Origin of the sequence: Deinococcus sp., from assembly GCF_025362455.1 — a bacterium.
Classification (GTDB): Bacteria; Deinococcota; Deinococci; order Deinococcales; family Deinococcaceae; genus Deinococcus.
In genome coordinates this window covers 13,343-36,353 of record NZ_JANYGJ010000139.1, presented here as the reverse complement: position 1 = coordinate 36,353, position 23,011 = coordinate 13,343, and the positions used below count along the sequence as shown (strand labels likewise).

General features: G+C 65.1%; 17 protein-coding genes. 10 read left to right on the top strand and 7 right to left on the bottom strand.

Annotated elements, in window-relative coordinates; genetic code table 11:
- Positions 1-165 precede the first annotated feature (165 nt).
- From Q0R23_RS11110 to Q0R23_RS11100, 3 genes are all read left to right on the top strand, one after another.
- On the top strand, positions 166-372 hold the full coding sequence (locus Q0R23_RS11110) for a hypothetical protein (protein WP_293913021.1): 207 nt from the start codon (positions 166-168) through the stop codon (positions 370-372).
- 387 nt (positions 373-759) lie between these two features.
- Positions 760-3,297, top strand: a complete 2,538-nt coding sequence (locus Q0R23_RS11105) for a hypothetical protein (protein ID WP_293913019.1) — start codon at positions 760-762, stop codon at positions 3,295-3,297.
- Between the two features lie 767 nt (positions 3,298-4,064).
- Positions 4,065-5,576: an endo alpha-1,4 polygalactosaminidase gene (locus tag Q0R23_RS11100; protein WP_293913017.1), complete on the top strand. Its 1,512-nt coding sequence runs from the start codon at positions 4,065-4,067 to the stop codon at positions 5,574-5,576.
- A gap of 271 nt (positions 5,577-5,847) precedes the next feature.
- On the opposite strand, the gene Q0R23_RS11095 is transcribed toward Q0R23_RS11100, so the two are convergent.
- The 4 genes from Q0R23_RS11095 to Q0R23_RS11080 form a co-directional block, all read right to left on the bottom strand.
- Positions 5,848-7,044, bottom strand: coding sequence for a lipid-A-disaccharide synthase-related protein (locus Q0R23_RS11095; protein WP_293913016.1), 1,197 nt, complete (start codon positions 7,042-7,044; stop codon positions 5,848-5,850).
- Positions 7,045-7,407: 363 nt separating this feature from the next.
- Positions 7,408-7,818: a hypothetical protein gene (locus tag Q0R23_RS11090; RefSeq protein ID WP_293913014.1), complete on the bottom strand. Its 411-nt coding sequence runs from the start codon at positions 7,816-7,818 to the stop codon at positions 7,408-7,410.
- Between the two features lie 192 nt (positions 7,819-8,010).
- The gene (locus Q0R23_RS11085) at positions 8,011-9,423 is read right to left on the bottom strand and encodes a HAMP domain-containing sensor histidine kinase (protein ID WP_293913012.1); all 1,413 of its coding nucleotides are present in this window, start codon (positions 9,421-9,423) and stop codon (positions 8,011-8,013) included.
- Positions 9,420-10,079, bottom strand: coding sequence for a response regulator transcription factor (locus Q0R23_RS11080; protein WP_293913010.1), 660 nt, complete (start codon positions 10,077-10,079; stop codon positions 9,420-9,422). The genes Q0R23_RS11085 and Q0R23_RS11080 overlap by 4 nt, the downstream gene beginning before the upstream one ends.
- A 364-nt stretch (positions 10,080-10,443) precedes the next feature.
- Between Q0R23_RS11080 and Q0R23_RS11075 the strand changes: the two genes are divergently transcribed.
- Positions 10,444-11,199 carry a Dps family protein gene (locus tag Q0R23_RS11075; RefSeq protein WP_293913008.1) on the top strand — a complete coding sequence of 252 codons (756 nt, stop codon included), beginning with the start codon at positions 10,444-10,446 and terminating at the stop codon, positions 11,197-11,199.
- A gap of 117 nt (positions 11,200-11,316) precedes the next feature.
- On the opposite strand, the gene Q0R23_RS11070 is transcribed toward Q0R23_RS11075, so the two are convergent.
- Positions 11,317-12,951 (bottom strand): DUF4388 domain-containing protein, encoded by a 1,635-nt coding sequence (locus Q0R23_RS11070; RefSeq protein WP_293913006.1) that lies wholly within the window; start codon positions 12,949-12,951, stop codon positions 11,317-11,319.
- Positions 12,952-13,542: 591 nt separating this feature from the next.
- Here Q0R23_RS11070 and Q0R23_RS11065 point away from each other — a divergent pair.
- The gene (locus tag Q0R23_RS11065) at positions 13,543-14,442 is read left to right on the top strand and encodes an integrase (RefSeq protein WP_293913004.1); all 900 of its coding nucleotides are present in this window, start codon (positions 13,543-13,545) and stop codon (positions 14,440-14,442) included.
- 28 nt (positions 14,443-14,470) lie between these two features.
- Here the strand turns inward: Q0R23_RS11065 and Q0R23_RS11060 are convergent, their stop codons facing one another.
- Entirely contained in the window at positions 14,471-15,589 is a 1,119-nt protein-coding gene (locus Q0R23_RS11060) for a transposase (protein WP_293913002.1), read from the bottom strand.
- 434 nt (positions 15,590-16,023) lie between these two features.
- Here Q0R23_RS11060 and Q0R23_RS11055 point away from each other — a divergent pair, with 434 nt between their 5' ends.
- The 3 genes from Q0R23_RS11055 (at position 16,024) to Q0R23_RS11045 (ending at position 17,886) form a co-directional block, all read left to right on the top strand.
- A complete protein-coding gene (locus tag Q0R23_RS11055) occupies positions 16,024-16,470 on the top strand; it encodes a hypothetical protein (RefSeq protein WP_293913000.1) in 447 nt (148 codons plus the stop codon).
- Positions 16,416-16,694, top strand: a complete 279-nt coding sequence (locus Q0R23_RS11050; RefSeq protein ID WP_293912998.1) for a hypothetical protein — start codon at positions 16,416-16,418, stop codon at positions 16,692-16,694. The genes Q0R23_RS11055 and Q0R23_RS11050 overlap by 55 nt, the downstream gene beginning before the upstream one ends.
- 442 nt (positions 16,695-17,136) lie before the next feature.
- Positions 17,137-17,886, top strand: coding sequence for an IclR family transcriptional regulator (locus Q0R23_RS11045; protein ID WP_293912996.1), 750 nt, complete (start codon positions 17,137-17,139; stop codon positions 17,884-17,886).
- A 49-nt stretch (positions 17,887-17,935) separates the two neighbouring features.
- On the opposite strand, the gene Q0R23_RS11040 is transcribed toward Q0R23_RS11045, so the two are convergent.
- A complete protein-coding gene (locus Q0R23_RS11040; protein ID WP_293912994.1) occupies positions 17,936-19,819 on the bottom strand; it encodes a glycoside hydrolase family 3 protein in 1,884 nt (627 codons plus the stop codon).
- A 207-nt stretch (positions 19,820-20,026) separates the two neighbouring features.
- Between Q0R23_RS11040 and Q0R23_RS11035 the strand changes: the two genes are divergently transcribed.
- Both Q0R23_RS11035 and Q0R23_RS11030 read left to right on the top strand, forming a co-directional pair.
- The gene (locus Q0R23_RS11035) at positions 20,027-21,493 is read left to right on the top strand and encodes a lyase family protein (RefSeq protein ID WP_293912992.1); all 1,467 of its coding nucleotides are present in this window, start codon (positions 20,027-20,029) and stop codon (positions 21,491-21,493) included.
- Positions 21,494-21,600: 107 nt separating this feature from the next.
- Positions 21,601-22,875 (top strand): extracellular solute-binding protein, encoded by a 1,275-nt coding sequence (locus tag Q0R23_RS11030; protein WP_293912991.1) that lies wholly within the window; start codon positions 21,601-21,603, stop codon positions 22,873-22,875.
- The last annotated feature ends 136 nt before the right edge of the window (positions 22,876-23,011 follow it).

Below are 23,011 nucleotides of genomic sequence, written 5' to 3'. Positions count from 1 at the left end.
ATCGTTAAAATGTGGCGCCAGTGCGGCGAGAGCACTCAGTCAAATGGCTTATTCCGCCCCCCGTGTGAGGAATACCTGTGAGCGTCAGCACGTCCCGTCAGAGTGTGGTGCCGGTTCAGAAGATCAGAACAGAGTACGACCAAAAAAATCTGCTAGATTCCCGCTATGACTGAAAAACTGAATGATTCGACCAGTGAATTTATGACGCGTGCGCTGGAAATCGCGTCGGATTTATCGAGCATCGGGAACCTCGACCACGGTGGGAAGCAGAATGAGGCGTGGGCGCGGGCCAGGGCGACGTATATCCGCGAGCTGTTCGAGATTCTCAGTGAACCGCTCGGCGCCCATAGTCAGCCCCTAGCAGAGCGCTGAGCCGCTGCCTAGGTGCCGGGCCAGGCACTGAAGCCTGATGGACGTCGTAGACGGTCAAGTAGGCCGACACCATCCTCAAGAGAAGATGAAGGTCAGACCGGAGAAGAAAGGGGCCAACATCCGGTCCAGGCCCTGGGGGAAAAAGTTTAACAGTTCTTTGACGGCCTGCTGGTATACTGTCCCCAAAGTGAGAAGATGTAACGGATTCTCATTTGGCTACCGTTAATGACTGTTTTCGGGAGAAATAGGTTCACTTAAAAAACCAGCTCTATCTGTTGCACAGCGCCGTTCTCTCAGACAAACGCCCTGAATACTTTGCTGTGATACGGACCGGAGAGGTTGGGACCTGTGGCCTTTCAAAGAGGCGTCGAGCGTTGAGGATGGACCATGTTAACTATTCATCTCCTTGGACACAGTTACATCAGCCAGGACGGCAGGCCGGTCAAGGCGCCGATCAAGGGCCTGGCCCTGCTGGTGTACCTGACCTTGCAGCGGCGTCCACAGCACCGCGAGCACCTGGCCGAGCTGATGTGGGACACCCCGGACGCGCTGCGCAACCTGCGTGTGGAACTCAACCGCCTGCACCACCTGGGCCTGGATTTGTTTCCGGCCCGTCAGCCGCTGCTGGAGCTGAAGCTGCCCACCGATCTGGAACGCTGGACCAAGGAAGCCGACACCCTGCCTGAGTCGCGTTTGAGCGAATGGCTGTCGCTGGGCACCAGTTTGCCGCTGAGTGGCCTGGAAGACCTGGGGTCAAGTGCCTTCCGGGAGTGGATCGACAACCAGCGCTGGGTCATCAGTCAGACGGTCGAGGCGACCCTTTCGCGGGTACATGTACGGGCGCTGCAAAGTGGGCGGGTCGGGGCGGCCAGCATGATCCGCGCCCAGGCCGAGCAACTGGGGCTTGAGCTTCACGGCGCGCCCCATCTGCCCGCCTGGCAGGCTGGCGGCGGCGGGGTCCAGTTTGAGCGACGTGAGGTGCGTCAGCGCCTGGAGCACGTTTTGCAGCGGGCCAAGGTCACGCCGCAACTGGTCGTGTTGAGTGGCCGCAGCGAGTGCGGCAAGCGCGAGCTGATCGCTCAGGCGGTGGGCGGCAGCGACTGGCGGGTGATTCAGATGCAGGCGGTGGCGCCCCCGGAACTGCAACAGGCCACCTTTTTGCACCAACTGATGCGGGTGTTGCCGCCCGACTTGCAAGCCGAGGCCTGGGCACTGCTCAAGGAGCCGGGGACACCCAACGAGGACCTGATCCGGGCCTGGACGCTGGTGGCGGCCAGTGGTCAGCCGCTGTTGGTGGCCTGGTATGACCTGCACCTGCCTGCGCCCTCCCTCCTCAGCAGCCTGCGCTTTGCCATGGAGCTGCCCAGCGCGCTGATGCTGGTGGTTTCGCCACCTGGACTGGGTTCGCCGCAGGCGCTGCGCGGCGCACTGGGTTCAGTCGACCGCTCCCGGCTCCACCACCTAGACCTACCCGGATTGGCGGTTCACGAGGTGATGGACGCTTTGGCCGAGCGCCAGGCCCTGCTCAGCCGTGACCAGCGCCGCGCCTACGCCACCCGCGTGGTGCAGCAGTCCGACGGCTGGGACCTGCATGCCCGCGAACTGATCGACAGCGGCGCGGCGCTGGCTGGCCCGCATCTGCCGCTGCCCAGGACCGTGCGCGGGAGTCTGGTGGGCGAGCTGGGCCACCTCAGCCCGGCGCTGCGGCAGGCACTGGCGCGCTGGGCGGTGGCCCACAGTCCGCTCAATGTGGACCTGGCCTCGCTGCTGAGCGCCCAGAGCGCCGGTGAGCTGCCGGTTGGTGGGCTGCCAGTTGGTGGGCTGCTGGCCGAGGCCGTCGAGCGCGAGCTGCTCCGGACCGCCTCACCGCAGGAAACCATCTTGATGCCGGAACTGGACTACCAGGCCAGCGATCTCGACGACCAACTCTGCTTTGTCAGCGAGCCGCTGCGGGTCGCGCTGGCTGGCACCCTCACCACCTGGGAGCGCCGCGAGTTACGCGCCCGGCTGGCCGCCGACTGCCTGGCGGACCAGCCGGAACTTTCGCGGTATTACGCCCGGAGGGTGGTCTTGAGCAGTCTGGCGCTCCCCAGCCAGGCCAGCGCAGCCCCTACCAACGCAGCCCCTACCAACGCAGCCCCGGCTGACGTGGACCGCGCTGAGCTGAACCCACCTGAGCTGAACCCATCCGAATTCAGTCAGCCTGAAACCGGCCAGCTTCAGCTCGGCCAGATTCGGGTTAACTCGCGGGTGGCGGGCGGTCCACCCGGTCAGGCGGGGGGAATTCCGGTAACGGCGCGGGCCACCCTCCGGCTGGCCCCGGAGTTTGCTGAGGTGGAGGGCGGGCCGACCCTTCCCAGGCAGGAGCGGCGCACCGGCAACGGCTACCGGGTGGCCACCGAGCGCGGCCAGATTCAAGTGCTGCGCAACGGGCTGCACGCCGCCGCGCCGCTCCTGCGGCTGCTGTGGCCCCCGGTGCAGGCTGGCCACTGGCGGCTGGTCGCTCGCCTGGATGTGTACGGCAGCGCGCCCGAACTGAGCGCAGGACGCGTTCCCTATGCCCTTGGGCTGCGGGCAGGCTCCGGCCCCCGCCTGACCTTCAACACTGAGCCGGTATCCGAAAATGGGCTGATCTCCGGTACTGGGCTTGGGCTGACATCCGGGCAAGAGGGTGGCAGGTTTGAAGACGGGGGCGTCGTTCACAGTATCGGTGACCCGTTGCCACTGGCCATCTGGTTCGCGCTGGAAGGCTGGGGTGAGGCCGGGCCTCTGGAACTGAGCGTGCGGGCCGTCGACATCGCCCTGACCATCGCCGAGTTTCGCTGGAGCGATACGGTCTTGGTCCCCACCGAGCTGGCTGGACTGGCAGTCAGTTTCGCTGCACCGTCACCCAGCGCCAAGGAGTGGGCGAAGCCAGCGTATTAAGTGTTACGTTTCAGCGGGGGGAGACCCTTTTTAGGTCACGGACAGCATCTTATAGTTTCCTTAATGTCACCGACGTTAAATACAATTTAACTCCACATGTTCAGCGCTCACTCGCCCGGCCAGCCATCAAACCATGAGAATGTGACGGCGACCCTAATAGCAGCCGGTGTCTTTGCCCCGAAGTTCGGGAAATGGCTTGCTGCTCACCTTCGGTCTGACACCAGCCTGGGAGGAGGCACACCAGTCGGGGCGGACCCACCGTGAGATCTGATGTAAATCAAAGCGGTGAGGATTGGTTTGTTCTCATGGTTCGATGCCCGGAAAAGCAGACATCGATAGAACCTGGCCCCTGCCAATTCGGTATGTGGTCGGTTTTTTCAATAAAAGACAGTACGTGAATGAGAACTGAAGGCACCAGTGGTTCACGCTTAGATCGTAATCAGCTTTAAGAAACAGGGTGATTTAATGAAAAATCTGATAAAATTCTCCTTGTTAATGTCCTTACAGAAAGTGTAGACTAGGGTGCTAAAAATGCGGAAAACTGCCCTGACTTATATGTGTCTTGGCGAAAAACTGATGTTAAAGAGGCGGGCGACATGTTTCGAGACCATACCGGAGTGATAAACTTGTAAGAAATCACCCTGTCAACGCGACAAATCCTCGGCGTACACACGAAGTTCTCAGTTACTCACCCAACGTCAGAAAATCGTCAGAGACTGCCGAAAATCCGACAATGATGCACATTTCCCGCCTGTACGCTGCCGTTCATGAACAAAAAAAGCCTGTCTGCTCAGTTCGCTCCTTCGTTCGCTCTACTCCTCACGGTGAGCCTGCTGAGTTCATGTGGGGGTGAAGTCAGGTCCACGGCCAGTCCAGCCGAACTCCCGGCGGCGCAGCAGTGGGAGGCCGAGCGCGCTGTTCTCGGTACGGAAGACCTGCAACCGCTCTCCATCGCCGAGCCTGGGCGGCTGCGCGACGCCGAGGTGATTGACGACGCGGCGGCCAGTGGTGGTCAGGCCGTGAGTCTGGCCTCTACCGGGAGCAGTGTCCGTTTTAGTGTACCGGCCACGCTGGTGGCTGGCCGCTACACCGTGCGGGTGCAGGCCAGAGCCAGCGGCGGCCCACTGCGCCCGTTGCTTACCCTGCGGCGCAGCAAACAGGAACTTGGGCGCGGTGAACTCGGTTCGGGCAGCTACGCACCCCTGACGCTGGCCACGGTTGATCTGGCGCCCGGTGACCGGCTGAATCTGAGCCTGCTCAACGGCGACGACCTGAATGGCGGTGAGGCGGTGGTAGATTACCTGATGATCGACGCGGTGAGCACTCCGGCAGCCAATCCGGCCCCTAAACCCGCTCCGGCGCCGACCCCCCCACCCAAGCCGACTCCCACTCCGGCCCCAGCCCCCACTCCGGCCCCAGCACCCTCACCGGTTCCGACGCCAACCCCTGCACCGACGCCGCTCCCCGTACCGGCCCCAGTGCCCATGCCTGCGCCAAGCGCGCCGACTGCCTCCGGCATCAAGTTGCCGCCCAGCGGGAAGATCATCTGGGATTTGCAGCTCAGCGCCGGGACCGACGCCGAAGTGGTGGTCCCCGCCGGGGCCAAGATGATCGACGTCGACGGATTCGCCATCTCGGCGGGCAAGATCGCGCAACTCAACGCCCAGGGCCTGTATACCGTCTGTTATCTGGATGTCGGCAGTTACGAACCCTACCGGCCTGACGCCGCCCAGTACCCGGCGTACCTGAAACTTCAGCAGGACCCCGACTGGCCCGACGAGTATTTTCTGGACATCAATGACGTGTTCAAACCGAACTCGGCGCTGGCCGCCATTCTGAACAACCGGTTTCAGATGTGCAAGGACAAGGGCTTTGCCGCCATCGACCCCGACAACATGCAAAACGACCAGAATGTGCGTGGCGGCAAGATCACGACCCAGCAGCAGATCGACTTCAACGGCTGGGTCGCCGACCAGGCGCACGCGCATGGCCTGGCCATCTTCCAGAAAAACGGTCCGGACAAGATTTTGCTCAAAGATAAAACCGGCAAGGCAATGGTCGACAAGTTCGACGCTATTCTGAACGAGCAGTGCCAGCAGTACAACGAATGTGCGCCGCTGGCCGAATACGCCAAGCGGGGCAAACTGGCCCTGAACGTGGAGTACAACGTGACCCTCGACTGCACCCTGGCCAATGCTCTGAACGTCAATTTCCTGAAGCGGGATCTGGGCCTGGCGTCCGGAAGCGCTTCAGGCTACCAGCGGGAAAGCTGCAACTGAGACCGATTTGGCCGACCAGCGGCGCAGGGTACGTTCGTTCCAGCCGGTCCAGCGCAGCGGCTGAAGGTCCGGGCGTTCAGGCGCCCAGGGATGGCCAGCAGGGCGGGCAGCCCAGGTAAACCAACCCAGGTAAACCAGTCATCGGGTCTCCTTGTTTGTGTGGTCAACTGACCTCACCGTACAGGAGACCCCTGGTCGTGGCTCCACTTCACCACTGTCCGCACCATTGGTTTATCGGTACCGACAGACCTTCACGGATAAGGTGCTGACCTCACAGCGGGTAGGCTGCCCCCAGCAAGGTCTGCAATTCCCCGGCGACCACCCCCAGAGCGCCCGCCGGGCCGATGCGGCTGATGCCGTCGTGGGCGGCGCGGGCTCGCCGGGCACCGTCTGAACGCAGGGCCTGGACCGCTTCGACCAGCTTGCGTGGCTCCGTCAGGGTCAACGCCTGGCCGAGCAGCCGGGCCTGGCGGCGGGCGAAACCGGCGGTGTACTGCGGCCCCGCCGTAGCGAACCCGATCACCGGCACGCCCAGCCCGGCCAGTTGCTCGTTGGCCGTGCCGGACGTGCCGATCGCCAGATCAGCCCGCCGGGCGATGGCCCCGAAGGCGCCGCGCAGCAGCCGAACCTGGGCGCCGCCGTGTCCCGCCGTGGCCTCGTGCTCGTCGTGAACGTCCAGGGTCCATCCATGCGGCAGCGTCACCGCCTGCCAGTCGTGTGGCCAGGCGACCAGGGCGGCCAGGTCGGGCAACCTCGCGGCGGCTTCGAGCATCAGCGGCAGGCTGCCTCGGTGGTCGGCCCGCGAGCCGGGCAGCAGCGCCAGAACGGGGCGCCCGGCGAGATAAGCTTCGGGGAGGGCGCACCCGGCGGCGGGCAGCACGTCCATGGCGAAACTGCCGACCCAGCGGGCGGCCACACCCCGCGCCGCGTAGTAGTCGGCGGTGGTGTGGTCCCGCACGAAGACCGAGTGGGCACGCCGGGCCAGACTCAGCTCGTAGGGCATGGGGATGTTGGCGCCCAGCGCGTTGAGTTCGCTCAGGGCGCCGCGCAGGCCCAGGCGCTCGGTGTAGTGGGCGCTCAGCAGCGGCTGAAGGTGAATCAGGGGCGCCCCGGCCCGCGCCGCCGCCGCCCAGCCGATGCCCAGCGCGTAGGCGTCGCCCACGACCACCACCGCCGCCACCGTCCGGGCCGCCCGGAATGCCGCCGCCCACTGGCGCAGCGAGGCCGAGATCAGTCCGGCCTGCACATCCGACCTCAGATTGGCGCCGCTGCCGAACGGAAAGCCGCCGCTGGGCAACTCCAGAGGCGGGCCGACGAGCCGGGTGTCCGGCACGGAGCGGTAGGCCCTGCCTGCACCGACCAGCGGCAGCACGCTCGCCGGGCGTCCGGTCAGGCTCAGCAACCGGGCACCGATCAGGTCTTCCGCCGCGCCGTTGGAGAGCAGCAGGAGTTGGGGTGAGGCGGGCATCCAACCCCTTGTATCAGATTCGGGGGCATGCCAGCGGGCCGAAGGCGTTGGCCCCGGCCCGCTGAGACCACCAGCCCTGCTTGGTTGTCAGCAGGCCCGGTCGTTAATAAGGTGGAGACGAGCACGGGTTCAGTTGCGCTGCCTCGGCAGACAAACAGGGAACAAACCGTCGGTTGGGCGTTCGTAGAGCACCCGACCTGGGCTTCGGAACTCGGTGGGCGCCGCTCCGGGCCTGGTATCAGAGCAGTACTCCGAATTACGCCACGGGGAAAACAGCCTCCCCGCGCCTCCATTCTGCGTCCTGCTCAGTCAACACTACTCGCTCCACTCGGTCATAAAAAGGGTCTTTTTATGACATCTGCTCTAGCGCGACCGGTTGACCGGGTTGGCCACGCTTTCGCTGACGGCTAGGACCGGTCGGCGCAACCTGGTGATCGCCAGCGCCGCAAAAGCCGCCTCGGTCAGCAGCGCGGCGATGCCCGCCGGTTCGCCCCAGTTGCCGATGTCGCCCGTGGCGTGCGGCAGCCCGACGGTGCGGGTCAGCACGAAAAAGACGATGGAGCCCGCCGCGATCAGCAGCCCCAGCGCGTAGCCGCTGCGTTCCTGGGCGCTCAGCAGCCAGGCGCCCGCCGCCGCGCAGCCCGCCACCAGCAGGATGTAGAGCCAGCCCAGATAGGCCGTTTCCTGAATCTTGTCGGGCACGGCGATATAGTGAATCCAGCCAAAGGCGGCGAGCAGCAGCACACCGGTCCAGTTGCGTTGCAGATAGGTCATGTCAGTTCTCCTGTAGCAGTCGATGAGCGGAAGTTGACTGGCACTGAGTCGATTACACGACACCTGCGTTGGACCAGGGTTAAAAAGGCCACATCGACAAGAAATCTTAAGGTGGCGAATTTCTTTCACGGCTGGGCGGCAAGGGACGCCTACCCAGTACGTCCACCCAGTTGGACCCAGGCTGGAGGCCACTCAGTCGGGCGCCGCACCTTCGGCTTCAGGCCCGCTGCGGGGAAAGGCCACCACGACGTCCAGACCGCCGGGCAGGCCGCCCTCGAAGGCCAGACTGGCGCCGTGGGCGTCCACCACGCGCTGCACGATGGCCAGGCCCAGGCCGTTGCCCTCGCCGCCCCGCGCCGCGTCGAGTTGGTAAAACGGCTTGGTCAGGTGCGGCAGGGCGTCCGTGGGGACGCCTGGGCCGCTGTCGGACACCCTCAGCGTGGCCCCGGTCGGGGTGCCGGTCACGCTGACCCGCATGGCCGCGCCGCCGCCGTGGCGCAGGGCGTTGTCGAGCAGATTCTGAATCAGGTGCGTGATCAGCGAGGCGTCGCCCAGCACTGTGGTGTCACCCCGCGTGGCGAAGTCCAGCGGCGTGTCGGGAGCGCGTTCACGGGCGCGGTCCACCGCCTCGCCCACCACCCCGGCCAGCTCGAGCGGCCTGAGCCTGACGCCCTGAGCGCCGCTGGCCAGCGTCAGCAGGTGCTCGGTCAGGCGGCGCATCCGCTCGACGTCGCACAGGGCCTCGGCGATCTCCTCGCGCAGCTCGCCGGGGTCGCGCGGCCCGGCCAAGGCGCCCTGGAGCCGGGTCTTGAGCGCCGAGAGCGGCGAGCGCAGATCGTGGGCGGCGGCGCGGGTAAAACTCTCCTCGCGCTCGCGCACGTCGGCCACCTGCCCGAAGGAGGTCTGGAGTACGCGGGCGAGCTGACCGAGTTCGTCGCGGCGCCCAGCTTCCGGCAGCGGCGTGCGCAGACTCGCCCCCCGGCCCACCGCCGCCGCCGCCGCCTGCAAGCGGGCCAGCGGCCTGAGCAGCCGCCCGGCGTGCGCGAAGCTCAGCAGCGCCACCAGCACCGCCGCGACCGGCGCCGACACCGACAGGGCATTCAGGTAGGCCCGCAGCGGATCGACCACGCCCAGCACGTCGCTGGCGAGTTGCAAGGTCAGCACCGTCCCGCGCACCTCCAGGCGGCGGACCAGCACGTTGTGGTTGCCGCGCAGGGCGTAGCCGGGCGGCAGGCCCTCGCCTATCGCCGGAAACTCGCCGCTGAGCGCCACCACCCGGCCCGCCTGAATCACCCGGACATCCACACTGCGCGGCAGATTGGCGCGGGCCAGCACGGCGCTCGTGAACGTCCGTGATCCGGCAATCTGCCCCTCGATGCGGGGGATCAGCAGCTCCAGGCGTTGCCGTTCGCCCAGTGCCAGAAACGAGCTGAGGGTCAGGTACTGCACCGCCGCCACGCACAGCACCACCAGCACGGTGATGACGGCCATGCCCAGGGCCAGCCGGGCGCGGATGCTCAGATCGAGGTGCCTCAGCCCGGCGCGGCCCGGACTGGATCTGAGTGGACCGGACTGGCCCAGCCCCCACCGGCCCAGGCTGCTCACGGCACCCGGTAGCCCAGGCCGCGTGAACTGGCCAGCGCCCCTACGCACAGCTTGCGGCGCAGGTAGCTGACGTACACGTCCACCACACGCGGCTCGCCGGTAAACTCCGGCCCCCAGACCTTCGAGAGCAGTTCGTCACGGGTAAACCACCGGCCCTGCGACACCACCAGCGCTTCGAGCAGCGCGTACTCGCGGGCAGTGCAGCCGACCGCCTGACCCTGCCACCAGACCTGCCGGGTGCTGGCGTCGAGCAGCCCGGCACCCTGCGCGAAGCTGATCTGGGCGCTGCGGGCCGTCTCACCCCGGCGCACCACCGCCCGCAGGGTCGCCAGCAACTCAGGCAGCTCGAAGGGCTTGATCAGGTAGGCGTCGCCGCCGAGGTCGAGCCCCTCTACCCGGTCAGCCAGGGCGCTGCGGGCCGTCACGAAGATGATCGGGGTCGCCACCTTTTCGCGCCGCAGGGTCCGCGCCACCTCGAACCCGCCCTGACCGGGCAGCATCACGTCGAGCAGCAGGGCGTCGTAGGCTCCGGCGCGGGCGGCGGCCAGACCCCGGTGGCCGTCATTCTCGACCCGAACCTGATGCCCGGCGTCGCTCAGGGCACGCATGGTGGGGTGAGCGATGCGCGGATCGTCTTCCACCAGCAGCAGGCGCACCGGCTCAGGCGCCCGTGGCCGAGTCAGTGCTGGTCGGGCCGGTGCTGGTCGGGCCGGTGCTGATCGGGCCGGTGCTGGCTTGTAGGGGGCCGGACACAGTGAGGAATGGTCGGCTGGTCATGGCCACAGGTTACACGACCAGGCCAGACCGAATTGAAGCCGAAAGTTCCCTCCTGGCGCGGAAATGAGGACTCATTGAAGGAAGCTTTGCCGGACCTTGGCCGGGCCATCAGGTGGTCTTGAGGCAGCCGGAATTCTTGCACCCGCTTAACAAGGGGTCCGTACCTTGCACACCGGACGCGGCCCACTGGCCGCACATTGAGCAGCACATCCAGCACCACATTCAGCAACACAAGGAGCCCCCATGAAGCGCAACACCATCCAGCACCTGAGCGTCCTGTCCGCCCTGCTCCTGACCTCCGCTCTGGCAGGCGGCGCCGACGCCCAGAACGCCGCACAGGCCAGTACTGCCCAGGCCAGCGCCTCACAGATTCCGGCGACCAACATCAACAAGCCGGAATCGACCAGCGGCCAGCCCACCGCGCAGAGCACCGGCACCAACTCGCCGCTGCCCTACAACCAGGCCACCAGGCTGCCCTCGGCTGGCACCGAGAACCTGAAGGCCAGCGTCGCGGCGCTGCAAAACACCCTCACCGAGTTGCAGGCCCTTCAGCTCCAGACCAAGCAGGCCCACTGGAACGTGTCGGGCACGCTGTGGTACTCCCTGCACGAGCTGCTTCAGGACCACTACGAGCAGATCAGCAAGGACGCCGATATGGTCGCCGAGCGCCAGCTCGCCGTGGGCGCGTCGAGCGACGGGCGGGCCATCACCATCGTGGCCACCTCGCGCTTGCCGGAGATCCAGGCGGGCTTCATCGACGACTCGCAGGTGATCCAGTTCTTTACCTACCAGTACGAGACGGTGGGCCAGCGCATCCACCAGCGTATCAACGATGTGGAGAAGGTCGATCCCAGCACCTCCAATCTGCTTCAGGAAGTCGAGACCAACATCGAGAAGTTCCAGTGGCAGATGCGGGCCTTCCTCCAGAACACACCGAAAGACCCCAACAGCGGCTTTGACATCAACAACGCCAAGCCCGTGCCGTTGCGCGGCAAGTAACAAGCAAGCAAGTAACAAGTAGGTCATACGGGGCCGATTCAACACCGAGTCGGTTCATGACAAACAGGAGCCCAGGCGAGAATGTCTGGGCTCCTGCTTGGTGTCGACCGGACTTGCTCAGATTTTCAGGTCGTTGCCGATGGCCTTGAGCTTGTAGCGGGCCATCGCCAGGTTGGCGCGGTCTCTGGCCAGCACCAGGTACAGAAACAGGCTCTGGTTGGGCACCAGGTAGATGATGTGGTACTGGGTTTCGAGCGTAATCAGGATGTCCTCGATCTGGCCTTTGATGCCCAGGGAGTCCATAACCCGCATCTTGGCCCGCACCACTTCGGTGTTGCCCGCTGCGGCGACGTCGAGGTTGATGCCGGTGCCTGCGGTGCCCAGCGCCATGCCGCTTTGAAAATCGACCAGCGCCACGGCCATGCTGCCGTCGATGTCGTTGAGCAGGGAGTCCAGGGTGGTTTTTACGTTTGCCATAGTGACCTCGGAAAGTGTGTGAACGGTGGGTGGAAGGGAAGGCGGCGCAGTCACGGGCAGGCGTTCGCCCGACAAAGCTGAGGGGGAAGGTGGAGCGGGTGGAGCCCTGAGTTCTGGAGACGAGACCGGCTCGGCGGCCTCCGGCGCGGGAAAATCGATGGCGACGAGAGGATCAGGGCTTGGCGGCGGTGATTTTTTGCCCGCCGGTTTTCTGGGCCTGGACGGTGTAGCGGCGTCTGGTACGGTCGCTTCTGGTGTGACTGCTTCTGGTACGGTTGCTTCTGGTACGGTTGCATCCAAAACGGCTGCTGGCACCGGCTGAGGCAGAAGTTCAAGAGCCCCAGAGAGCTGGGCTGGCAGAGCGGTGGGTTTACGTCTGAAAAACATCTCGTCCTCCGGATCGTCGTCGTCGAGAATCAGGTCGAGGGTGTCCAGATCGTCGCGCATCCGGACCTCCTCGTCTTTTTGCTGCATGGCAGCCATCAGCAGGTGCGCCAGTGGCCGCACGACGACGCGGCGATGGTTGTGGTACGAGCGCTCCAGAAACAGCGTGACCTCCTCCCAGGACAGGATTTCCAGCGCCGCCGCCTCGCCGGTCGCCCGGCTGCGGTGCACGTAGGCGTCGAACAGTTCACCGTCGCTGAGGTGCAGGCGGCCCCAGGTGGAGTGGGCAGCGTCAGGCGCACCGGTTCCGGCTGGCCCTGAGCTGGACTGACCCGCACCGAATTGACCGGCACTCGACTGACCGGCACCCGACTGACTGACACCGGACTGGCACGAGACCAGCACCGAGACACTTTTTTTGTCCCAGTGCAGCATCTGGAGCATGCTGGGCAGCGACAGCCCGCGCAGCAGACCGAAACTCAAGCCCGACATCTCGCGCTCTACGGTCTGGCACAAAGTTCTGACGCTCGGCTGGTGCAGCACCGTCATCAGACCGAAACGCTCGATCAGGCCGGAGACGTCTGGCTCGTCGGTGACGGTGAACAGCAAAAACGCCGTGGTGGGCCAGGCCAGTTTGGCGTGCTCCAGCAGCGCCACGGCGTCGCCGAGTTGAGCGCCCAGTTCCAGGATCACCAGGTTGGGGCCGTCTTCGGCAGCCGCCTCCAGCAGCCCGGAGACGCGGCTGTGGGCCTGTACGGTCCAGTCGGCCAGCACCGACAGGTGGCGGATCAGCGCCTCGACCAGCGGCTGAGCGACCTCCGAGACCACCACCAGGCGCGGCAGATTCTGAGCGGTGAGCGCGGATGGTGTGCGCCGCCGCCCACTGTTCACCACCCGATCCCTGCCGCGTCCATAACCGTGAAATTATCGAAACCTTCCTCTCAAATCTCTTACGGCCTGCGGTCTTTGGCAGAGGATAAAAGTTGAATGAAGAAGTACCAAAAACGTACAGATACACACCAGGACCGGGCTTTTGCTTACTGAATGTTTTGGAAGTTTTCATGCCATTCAGGCGTACTTGCTCATGCTCCGTCGCGGTCACGTCAAAGAAAGACTGACCAGCCGTCAACGCCTGTTACCAGTAAACGCAACGGCGCCTCATCGTCTCCAGCCTCCAGATCAGACCTGGCTTACCAGAACTGGCCGACCGGAGTGAGACGGCAAAGTTCAGCGAGGCCGCCCACCGCGCTCCGGCTCCAGCACCTCCACGCCTACGCCGACACCCAGCAGCGTGGCGAGCAGCTCCGGAACGAGGGCCACGCGGCGTGCGGCCAGGCTACCGTTTCGGGACTGCCAGAATGGCGCTCCATGCCTCCCCTGCGGAACTCGGCGAGTCCACTCCCGCCTGGCCGTCCTTGTTCCAGAGGTGTTGAAGGTGTTGACTTGAGGGCTTGTTCCGCCAAAATCATATATATTCAAAAGATGGGAGTCCACGAGATTCGTCAGTTGCTGGCGCGGCGCGATCTGGAAGGCGTACTGGCCGCCACCGAAGCCTACTTGCCCGGCAAACCCGGCGACGCCACCCGGCGCAACAACCTCAGCGGCTGCCGGGTTTTCCTGCGCTGGGCCTTCGAGACGGGCGAGAGCGTCTCGGCGCCGACTGACAACCTGGGCGCGGCGTATCTGGCATTTTTGCAGCACAAGCACCCGGACACCCCGGCCAGCGTCATCAACCGTCTGGCACACGCCCGGAACCTGTACACCGCCCTGCAACACCCTGAGGTCGGCCTGGCGGTGAGCGACCCGTTTGCCGCCGTGGAGGCGCCCAGCAACGACCCGGCGCTGCACAAACAGGCCTACACCGTAGAGGAGATCGAACGGATGCTGATTCACGGCGGCGCCCAGGGTCAGGCGCTGGTGCTGCTCGGCGCCCACGCGGGGCTGACCGGCCCGGAGGTGGCGGCGCTGGAGTGGCGCGATATGGCCTTCGGCGGCGGCGTGCTGAGCGTGCGGGGCCGCGAGGTGCCGACCGGCGCCGCCCTCCACGCCGCGCTGGAAGCCCACGCCCACCGCCAAGGCGTGACCCGGCTTTTCGGCGGCGAGGGCCGGGTCTTCCCTGAATTGGACAACGACCACCTGATTCGCGGGGTGCTGTTCGGCATCTGCCGCCAGGCCAACGTGCCCTACCAGGCCTGGCGGGCGCTGCGCAACCACGCCGGGCTACGGATGCTGAAGTTAACCCACGACGAATCTCAGGTCGCCCGCTACCTGGGACTGAGCACCCTCAAGGCCGTCAAATTCATTCAGCGGGCCGTCGATAAGGGCATGGGCCAGTCTCCAGATGCAGCGTCTTCGGAAGCGGTGTCGCCAGCCTCCCGTTGACACTCCCACGGTTGAAACCGTGGGATTCTTAAACCACGCTTGCGCTGACTGCCGCTACGTTCTGGCTTAAAGGGACTGCCCGTCCCAAGATGTTGCGTGCTGCGTTCACATCGGCATTGTCCTGATGCCCGCAGTTGACGCACACAAAGCGCGATTGACTGACCCGGTTGGCCTTGCAGGTATGCCCGCACTGGTGGCAGGCTTGCGAGGTGTATGCCGGGTTGACTCGCGCAACTTGACGCCCAGCGTTTGCAGCTTTGGCGGCAAGGATTTGAAAGAATTGACCCCAACCCACATCGTGAATTGCTCTGGCAAGGTTGCCGCGCCCCAGACCACCCACGTTCAAATCCTCGTGGGCGATGAGGTCGTTTCCCCTGACCAGTTTTGCCGCCGTCTTGTGGTGGAAATCCAACCGCTGACGGCGAACCTTGCGGTGCAACTTGGCAACCTGTGCCTTGACCTTCTTGCGCTGACCCGAACCGCGTTTCTTGCGGCTCAGAGAGCGCTGAACCACCCTGAGCTTCTTCATGCTGCCCTGGAGATACCGTGGGTTTTCCACAAATTCCCCATCTGACGTGATGGCAAACCACGTTGTCCCCACGTCTACGCCCACTGAGCTTCCCGTTTCGGGAAGCGGCTGGGGTTCTACCTCGCAGACGTAGCTGACGTACCACTCCCCACAATCTCGCGTGATGGTCGCTGTCTTGAGCTTGCCTTCCAGCGGGCGACTCAGACGCAACCGGATGTTCCCGATTTTGGAGAAATACGCCACGTCCCCGGACACGCTGAAACCGAGCTGCGGATAGGTCAGCGAATCGTACCAACCCGCCCCCTTGAACCTGGGGAAGCCTACTTTCTTTGCGCCCTGCTTGACCCGCCGAAAAAAGCTCTGATAGGTCCTGTCCAACCGCTTCAGAACGTCCTGAAGCACCTGGGAATAGACGCCCTTGTATTCCGGCAGGGCTTCCTTGATTTCGGGCAGCGCCTTCATCTGGTCGTACCCACTGATGGTCTTTTTCTCTTTCTTGTACGCCCCGATGCGTTCTTCCAGAGCGCAGTTGTAGAGCTGGCGGCACAACCTCAGTTGCTCGGTCAGCGCGGCTTCTTGCGCCTTTGTGGGGCGCAGCCGATAGCGAAAGGCTTTCATGTGCGTGGTAGGCTTGATTTGCAGTCACCTCCTTGAAAGGTGTTGCCGTTCCCCGCGCCTGACTCCTCAGAAAGGCGGCGGGGTTTTGCTCTGCAATTCTACCACAACGCGGCAGGGCTTTCGGTCTGGCGCTTGGCATCAGCACCCCGCCCTACGGGCGGCTGGGCTATCCATCCCACAGCTAAAGCAGTGGGCTTTCCGCCCAGACCCTTTTCTGTAAGGCAAAAGCCGGTGCGCCCTGACGAACAGCGCGGTCTGGATACGGAGCTGCACAGGTACAGTGCTCTCAGCAGCCAGCTTCAGAGCGTGGGCAGCCAGTCACAGCGCCAGGACAGCTTGAGTGCTCGCTACGCCCGCTCGGCTCGGCCTTCGACCTGAGCCTCTCGGCAGGCGTGCAAAACTCAGCGGCGCCGAACGCAGCAGGCGATGACACCGTGAGCGGCCAGGTGCAGCAGGTGCTGACCTACCGGGGCAACACCACCGACCTGACCCAGAGTTACGGCGCCTCGCTCGGCGGCCTTCAGAGCACCGGTCTGTCGGGCGGCTTGCGGACGGCGGCGCCGTTCATGGTGCGCGGCGCCGTGACCGCCCGGCTCGCGCCGGGTCGCCAGTGGTACGAGCTGTCGGGTCTGACGCTGTACCGCAGCTCGTCTGTACCGCAGCCCGTCTGTACCGCAGCTCGTCTGTACCGCAGCTCGTCTGTACCGCAGCTCGTCTGTACCGCAGCTCGTCTGTACCGCAGCCCGTCTGTACCGCAGCTCGTCTGGCCGGGGCGTCGGCGCCAGCCTCAGCGGACGCTACGGCTTCGGCAGCGTGCAAGCCGACAGTGCTGGCCCGGCTGGAGAATGACGCGGCCCGCCCCGGCGAGGTGGTGCGCCTGAGCGCCCAGGTCATCGGCGCCGACAAGCTGGTGGTTCGCGCCTTCGGGCAGAGCTACACGCCCAGCATCGCCCTAGGCCGGGCCGAGCTGGAATTCATGGTGCCAGACGGCACTCCAGCGGGCACCTACGAACGGGAACTGAGCGCCACCGGCCCGGACGTGCAGAAATCGAGCGTCCTGCGCCTGACGGTGAGTGCGCCGGACGACCAAGCCGCCAGACCGTGATGAAACGCGGCGGAGAGAGCCAGCATCACGGTCCGGTTCGGTGACAGTTCAGGTGGCGTCGGCTGTAGCGACGAGCGCGTGATTTCAGGTTGTTCGTCCGTGACGCCGGGCGCGACCTGCAAGGTACCAGGTGAGGGCTTGGCGCCCGCGCCCAGTCGCGCAGGGCAAGCTGTCTGACAGTATTCCAACCTAGCTTACAATCATTCGGTGGCTCACATTTTCTTCATCCAGGCTGCGCCTACGGTTAAGCAGTCCAATGCACCATGCCGACCCTCATTTAGAGCAGTACTCCGAATTACGCCACGGGGAAAACAGCCTCCCCGCGCCTCCATTCTGCGCCTTGCTCAGTCAACACTACTCGCTCCGCTCGGTCATAAAAAGGGTCTTTTTATGACATCTGCTCTGGCCTTATGACATCTGCTCTGGCCGCCGCGCAGGCCACATGCTGAGTACCGTCGCCAAGGCGTTCCAGGTGCTCGCCCTCTTCACGCCGCTCAGACCGGTGTGGGGCGCGACCAGCGTGGCCGCCGAACTGCACCTGAAAAAGTCCACCGCGCACGACCTGCTGGCCAGCCTGGCCGAACTGGGGATGCTGCACCGGCAGGGCGGTCAGTACAGCGCCGGACTGAAACTGCTGAGCCTGGCCCGCAGCGCCGAGGGCCGTTTTCCCTGGCTGGTCGCCACCCGCCGCGAGATGGTCAGATTGGCGGCCCAGACCGGCGAGAGCATTCACCTGAGCGTCTTGCAGGGCTACCGCCTGCTCGATCTGGAGGAGGTGCAGGGCAACGGCGCCGTGCGGGTGGTGGTGGGCAGCAACCTGCCGCCGCACTGCACGGCAATGGGCAAGGTGCTGCTCTCGCAATTATCCAGCACGGAGCTGGCCCGCCTGACCGGCAACTTTCAGCTCAGCGCCCTGACGCCCAACTCGATTACCACCGCCGACGAACTGGCCACCGAACTCGCCCAGGTCGCCCGCCAGGGCTACGCCTACGACGTGGAGGAAGTCCACGAGGGCGTGTGCTGCATAGCAGTGCCGGTGCGCGGGGAACGCGGCTCGGTGCTGGCCAGCATCAGCGTCTCGGCGCCCGCCTTCCGCTTCTACAAATACAAAGACGAGCTGCGAAGTGCCGTGCTGGCCGCCGGGGAACGGCTGTCTGTGGCACTGGGCCGCCCGGCTCTGGCCAGCGACTGAGCAGTTTGGGATGCAGTTTGGGATGCCGCTCTGAATGACAGGCCGGGCCTTACCGGTCCAGCCCCGCGCCATAGGCGAACAGCGGGGCACTGGCGTCTTTCGGCTGGCCCACCGGAAGCTGATTCATGTTCTTTGGCCAGGTGACCGGCAGGCGACCCGTGAACGGCTGGGCGCCGAACAGCATGTCGGCCACGCCCGCGCCCTCGCTGCCGGGCAGCCAGGCAGCCACCAGGGCGCCCATGCTGGAAAGCTGGTCGGTCAGGATCACCGGGCGGCCCGATACCGTGACGACCACGCATTTGATGGCGGTGCAGACGGACCTGATGGCGGCGGCGTCGGCGGGACTGAGGCTCAGCGCCGAGCGGTCGCCCTTGCCCTCGGCGTAGGGCGTCTCGCCGACGACCACGACGCCCACGTCGTAGGTTTTGACGGTGGCCGGATTCAGCGAGGCGGCAGCGACCACATCGACCTTGCTGGCGCTGCCAAGCGCCGCCCTGATGCCCGCCGCGATGGTGGTGCCCACCGCGCTGTTTCCGCTCCTGCCCTGCCAGGTCAGGCTCCAGCCGCCGAGCTGGTTGCCCAGGTCGTCGGCGTTGCTGCCGGTGACCAGCAGGCGCGGCACGGTTTTGGAGATCGGCAGCACGCCGCTGTTTTTCAGCAGCACCAGCGACTCGCGCACGGCCTGGCGGGCGAGGGCACGGTGCGCCGCCGAGCCGAAGCCTGCGGCCAGCGTCCGGTCAGTCAGGGGGCGCTCGAAGAGGCCGAAGCGGAACTTCTGAATCAGGATGCGCAACGCGGCGTCGTCGATGCGGGCCTGGGACACCCGCCCGGCTTTCACCTCATCGGTCAGCGTCTGGACGAAACGGGGATAGTTATCCGGCACCATCAGCATGTCGATTCCGGCGTTGACGGCAGTGCGCACGCTCAGGTCGTACTGCGGGGAAATCTGATCGAGGCCCGCCCAGTCGGAGATGACGAACCCCTTGAAGCCGAGTTCACCCTTGAGCACGTCGGTGATGAGCTTTTTGTCGGCGTGCATCTTGAGGCCGCCCACGCTGGAAAACGACACCATCACGCTCGCCACGTTCTTCTTGACGGCGGCTTGAAACGGTGGCAGATGCAGCGCCCTGAGCTGCGCCTCGGTCAGTCGGGTGTCGCCCTGGTCGAGCAGGTACTCAGGGTTGATCGACGAGCCGTAACTGGTGCCGCCGTCACCGACGAAGTGCTTGGCGGTGGCCAGGATGCTGCTGCCCGTGCCGGGGGTGGCCTGGTAACCGTCGATCTCGGAGCTGAGCAGGCTGGCGAGTTCGGGGCGCTCACCGAAGGATTCGTAGCTGCGGCCCCAGCGGATATCGCGCACCACGCACAGGCAGGGGCTAAAAGTCCAGTGGGCGCCGGTCGCGGCGACTTCCTCGGCGGTGGCGCGGCCTATGCGGCGCACCAGATCGGCATTGCGGGTGGCGCCCAGCCCGATGTTGTGCGGATACAGCACGGCGCCCTGCACGTTGTTGTGGCCGTGAACGGCGTCCACTCCGTAGAGTAAGGGGATGGCCAGGCGGGTACTCAGCGCCCGTTTCTGGTAGCCGTCGATCATGTCGGCCCAGTTCGCCGGGGTGTTGCCTTCCGGTACGCTGCCGCCGCCCGACAGAATGCTGCCGAAGCCGTATTTGGCGATGTCGGCGCTGTCTTTGATGTTGCCGCGCTCAGCCTGGGTCATCTGCCCGATCTTCTCGGCCAGGGTCATGCGGCCTAGCAGATCGGCGGCGCGGGCTTCGGGGGACTGCCCAGCGTCTTTGTAGAGTGCAGGAGCCGTCTGAGCCTGGGACTGGGCCACGACGGGCGCCAGCAGCAGGGCAGGCAGTAGCGTGAGCAGGGGCAGCAGGTTGTGGGATGTCAGTTGGTAGGGTGTCGGGTGGTAGGGTGTCGGGCGCATGGGAAGACCTCCGAGGATCAGACGGGTTGGGCGCTGGACCTGAGATGGTGTGTAGAGTAGCGCAGATACGCGTGAACCGTTCTCAAAAAATATTCAACGATCAAAGCATTAAATTCAACGATCAAATAATTAAAAAAGTCCACCGCAACGCGGGCGCCGCGCTAGATTGACGCATGCTTCCCAGTCGCAACGCCCCGGAGACGCCCGGTGTGGCATGACACCTACCTGAGAGCCGTGCTGGCGCCCGATTACGCCTACGCCCGCGCCCACCTGCTGCCGCACCTGTTCGACGCGCTGAGCGCCCACGCCTGGATGCTGGGCGCTCAGGGCGTGCCGGGCGCCGACCGGGCACTCAACTTGCTGCGGGAGCTGCGCCGCCAGCCGTTTCCGCCGCACGACCCCAGCATCGAGGACGTGTTTTTTACCTTGGATCGGCAACTGTTGTTGTCAGACGAGGGCGCGGCGGGGGCGCTGCGCACGGCCCTGTCGCGCAACGATCTGGATATGACCATCTACCGCCTGAGCGCCCGTTCACGTCTAATGCGGGCCGCCGTGCGGCTGATTACCCTGAGATTGACGCTGCTCGACCTGGCCGGGCGCGAGGCCCAGACGCTGATCGTGGCCTACACCCACCACCAACCGGCCCAGCCGACCACGTTGGCCCATTACCTGTGCGGCCTGGAGAACGTGCTCGCCCGCGACGTGGAGCGCTTATTCTCGGCGCTGGGCCGCCTGAACCTCTGTCCGATGGGCGCGGTGGCCCTGGGCGGTACCAGTTTCCCTATCGACCGGGAGTTGACCTCGGCGCTGCTGGCCTTCGACAGACCCGTCGAAAACACCTACGACGCCGTGTCGACCAGCGACTGGCAGGTCGAGGCGGCGGGCGCGGTGACAACGGCGGCCACCACCCTGTCGCGGGCCGTCCACGACCTGCTGTTCTGGGCCTCGCGGGGGCTGATTACGCTGGCCGACGGGCTGGTGCAGGGGTCGAGCGTGATGCCGCAAAAGCGCAATCCGGTGGCGCTGGAACACGCCCGCACCAAGCTCAGCAAGGCGATAGGCGCGTGCAGCGCCGTGGTGCTCAGCGCCCACAACGTCCCGTTTGGCGACATCAACGATCCGGGGCCGGACATGCAGCCGCCGCTGCATACCATGTGGAAAGAGTTCGGGGAGGCGGTAGAGCTGCTGACGGTGACGCTGCTCTCGCCGCAGATCAACCGGGCGAAGTGGCGGGTCGAGGCCGCCAGCGGTGAGGCGGTGGTCACCGAGCTGGCCGACGCCCTGGCCCGCAGCGGACACGGCGGCGATAATAACGGGCAGGCGGGCGGCTTCCGGCAGGCGCACGCGGCGGTCAAAGCTTTGCTGGCACGGCTGCACGACACCGGGCGGAGTCTGGCCGAGGTGACGCAAGATGACCTGGCGGCGCTGAACCTCGACCTGCCGGAAGCGGCGCTCAGAGCGGCCCTCGATCCGGCGACCTTCGTGGCGCGGCGCACGACCTACGGCGGCCCAGCGCCCGACACGATCAGGGCGCACCTGAAGGTGGCGCGTGCCCGGCTGGACCTCGACAGTGAGCGGCACGAGGCCGTCACCAGCGCCTTCGCCGCCGCCCGCGCCGCCCTGGAAGGCGTGCCGGATGAAGCTTCAGCCAAGGCCAGCTCAAGTACAGCTTAAGGCCGGATACACCGCCGTAAGCCAGTCTCAGACGGCGCCCTTGCCCTATGCTGCGCCGTACATCTTGACGTCGCTCGCACGCTTTGACGCGCCCCGGAGGAACCACCATGAAACAGGTTTTTACTCGTCTTGCCCTCATGACGCTGGCGCTCGGCGCCGTATCTGCCGCTGTGTCTGGCGCTGCCGCCGCGCCCGTGACCATCACCTACTGGCAATACGACTACGCCAGCAAGGTCTCAACCGTGAACGACCTCATCAAGAAGTTCCAGGCGGCCAATCCCGACATCACCGTCAAGCAGGAGAACTTTCCCTACGACGCCTACAGCCAGAAGGTCGCCTCCAGCGTGCCCGCCGGGCAGGGGCCGGACGTGGTGAACATGTTCTACGGCTGGCTGCCGCAGTACGTGGACGCGGGCTACCTCCAGCCTCTGCCCGAAAAGGACTTCCCGTTCAAGCAGATCGAGGCCAATTACGCGCCGATGGTCAAGACCTCCAAGATCGGCGGCAAATACTACGCGCTGCCCACCGCCGTCCGGACGCTGGCGGTCTTCTACAACAAGGATCTGTTCAAAGCTGCCGGAATAGCGCAGCCGCCGCGCACCTGGGAAGACTTCATCAGTGATGCGGGCAAGATCGTCAAGGGCACGGCGCCGCGCTTCACCACGCTGGGCTTCGGCATTCAGCCGGACGGGCAGGATTACCACGTGCTGCGGGAAGTGCTGGTGCGCCAGTTCGGCGGCCAGCCCTACAGCAAGGACGGCAAGACGGTGGCCTACAACAATGAGGCCGGAACCAGGGCCATGACCTTCTACACCGACCTGGCGACCAAGTACAAGCTGGGCGTGCCCAACTTCTTCCCCGGCAACAACAGCTACCGCGACGCGTTTATTGCGGGCAAGGTCGGCATGATTATCGACGGCTCGTTCGCGGTGAACACCATCAAGACCGGCGCCAAATTTGGCTGGGGCGTCTCTCCGCTGCCGGTGCTGGCGGCCAACAAGCAGCGCGGCAACTTCGGCTCGTTCTGGGTCAACGGGATTACCAAGAACGCCACGGGTGATAAGCTGGCCGCCTCCATCAAGTTCCTGAAATTCATGACCAGCGAGGAGACCCAGCGCACCTGGCTCGCCAACGTCGGCGAGATTCCGGCCAGCCGCAAGCTGTCGGGCGACGACGCGCTGCGTAAAGATCCGGTGTTCGGGCCGTTCGTCTACAGCCTGCCGTTCGCGTCCTCGACGGTCTTCGTGGACGAGGCCGGGCAGCGCAAAGCCTGGGTGGACGCCATCAACACCGTGCTGCTTCAGGGCAACTCGCCCGCCAACGCGGTGAAGGCGGCGGCGGCCAGCGAGCAGAAGATTCTGGACGAGTATTACAAGAAGTGAGAAGTGGAAGGCTGGGTCATACGGGATTATCAAAAATCTCGCGCGTAGGGCATGAGCTGCGCTCACTCCCCTCACCCCGCTGCTTCGCAGTGCCCCTCTCCCGCAAGGGGCGAGGGGTCAGAAGCGTCGAGGCGAG

What these genes read in the sequence shown, in the direction of transcription:
- Q0R23_RS11110 (WP_293913021.1), top strand. Translation starts at nt 166, where the DNA reads ATGACTGAAAAACTGAATGATTCGACCAGTGAATTTATGACGCGTGCG.
- Q0R23_RS11105 (WP_293913019.1), top strand. Translation starts at nt 760, where the DNA reads ATGTTAACTATTCATCTCCTTGGACACAGTTACATCAGCCAGGACGGC.
- Q0R23_RS11100 (WP_293913017.1), top strand. Translation starts at nt 4,065, where the DNA reads ATGAACAAAAAAAGCCTGTCTGCTCAGTTCGCTCCTTCGTTCGCTCTA.
- Q0R23_RS11095 (WP_293913016.1), bottom strand. Translation starts at nt 7,044, where the DNA reads ATGCCCGCCTCACCCCAACTCCTGCTGCTCTCCAACGGCGCGGCGGAA.
- Q0R23_RS11090 (WP_293913014.1), bottom strand. Translation starts at nt 7,818, where the DNA reads ATGACCTATCTGCAACGCAACTGGACCGGTGTGCTGCTGCTCGCCGCC.
- Q0R23_RS11075 (WP_293913008.1), top strand. Translation starts at nt 10,444, where the DNA reads ATGAAGCGCAACACCATCCAGCACCTGAGCGTCCTGTCCGCCCTGCTC.
- Q0R23_RS11065 (WP_293913004.1), top strand. Translation starts at nt 13,543, where the DNA reads ATGGGAGTCCACGAGATTCGTCAGTTGCTGGCGCGGCGCGATCTGGAA.
- Q0R23_RS11060 (WP_293913002.1), bottom strand. Translation starts at nt 15,589, where the DNA reads ATGAAAGCCTTTCGCTATCGGCTGCGCCCCACAAAGGCGCAAGAAGCC.
- Q0R23_RS11045 (WP_293912996.1), top strand. Translation starts at nt 17,137, where the DNA reads ATGCTGAGTACCGTCGCCAAGGCGTTCCAGGTGCTCGCCCTCTTCACG.
- Q0R23_RS11040 (WP_293912994.1), bottom strand. Translation starts at nt 19,819, where the DNA reads ATGCGCCCGACACCCTACCACCCGACACCCTACCAACTGACATCCCAC.
- Q0R23_RS11030 (WP_293912991.1), top strand. Translation starts at nt 21,601, where the DNA reads ATGAAACAGGTTTTTACTCGTCTTGCCCTCATGACGCTGGCGCTCGGC.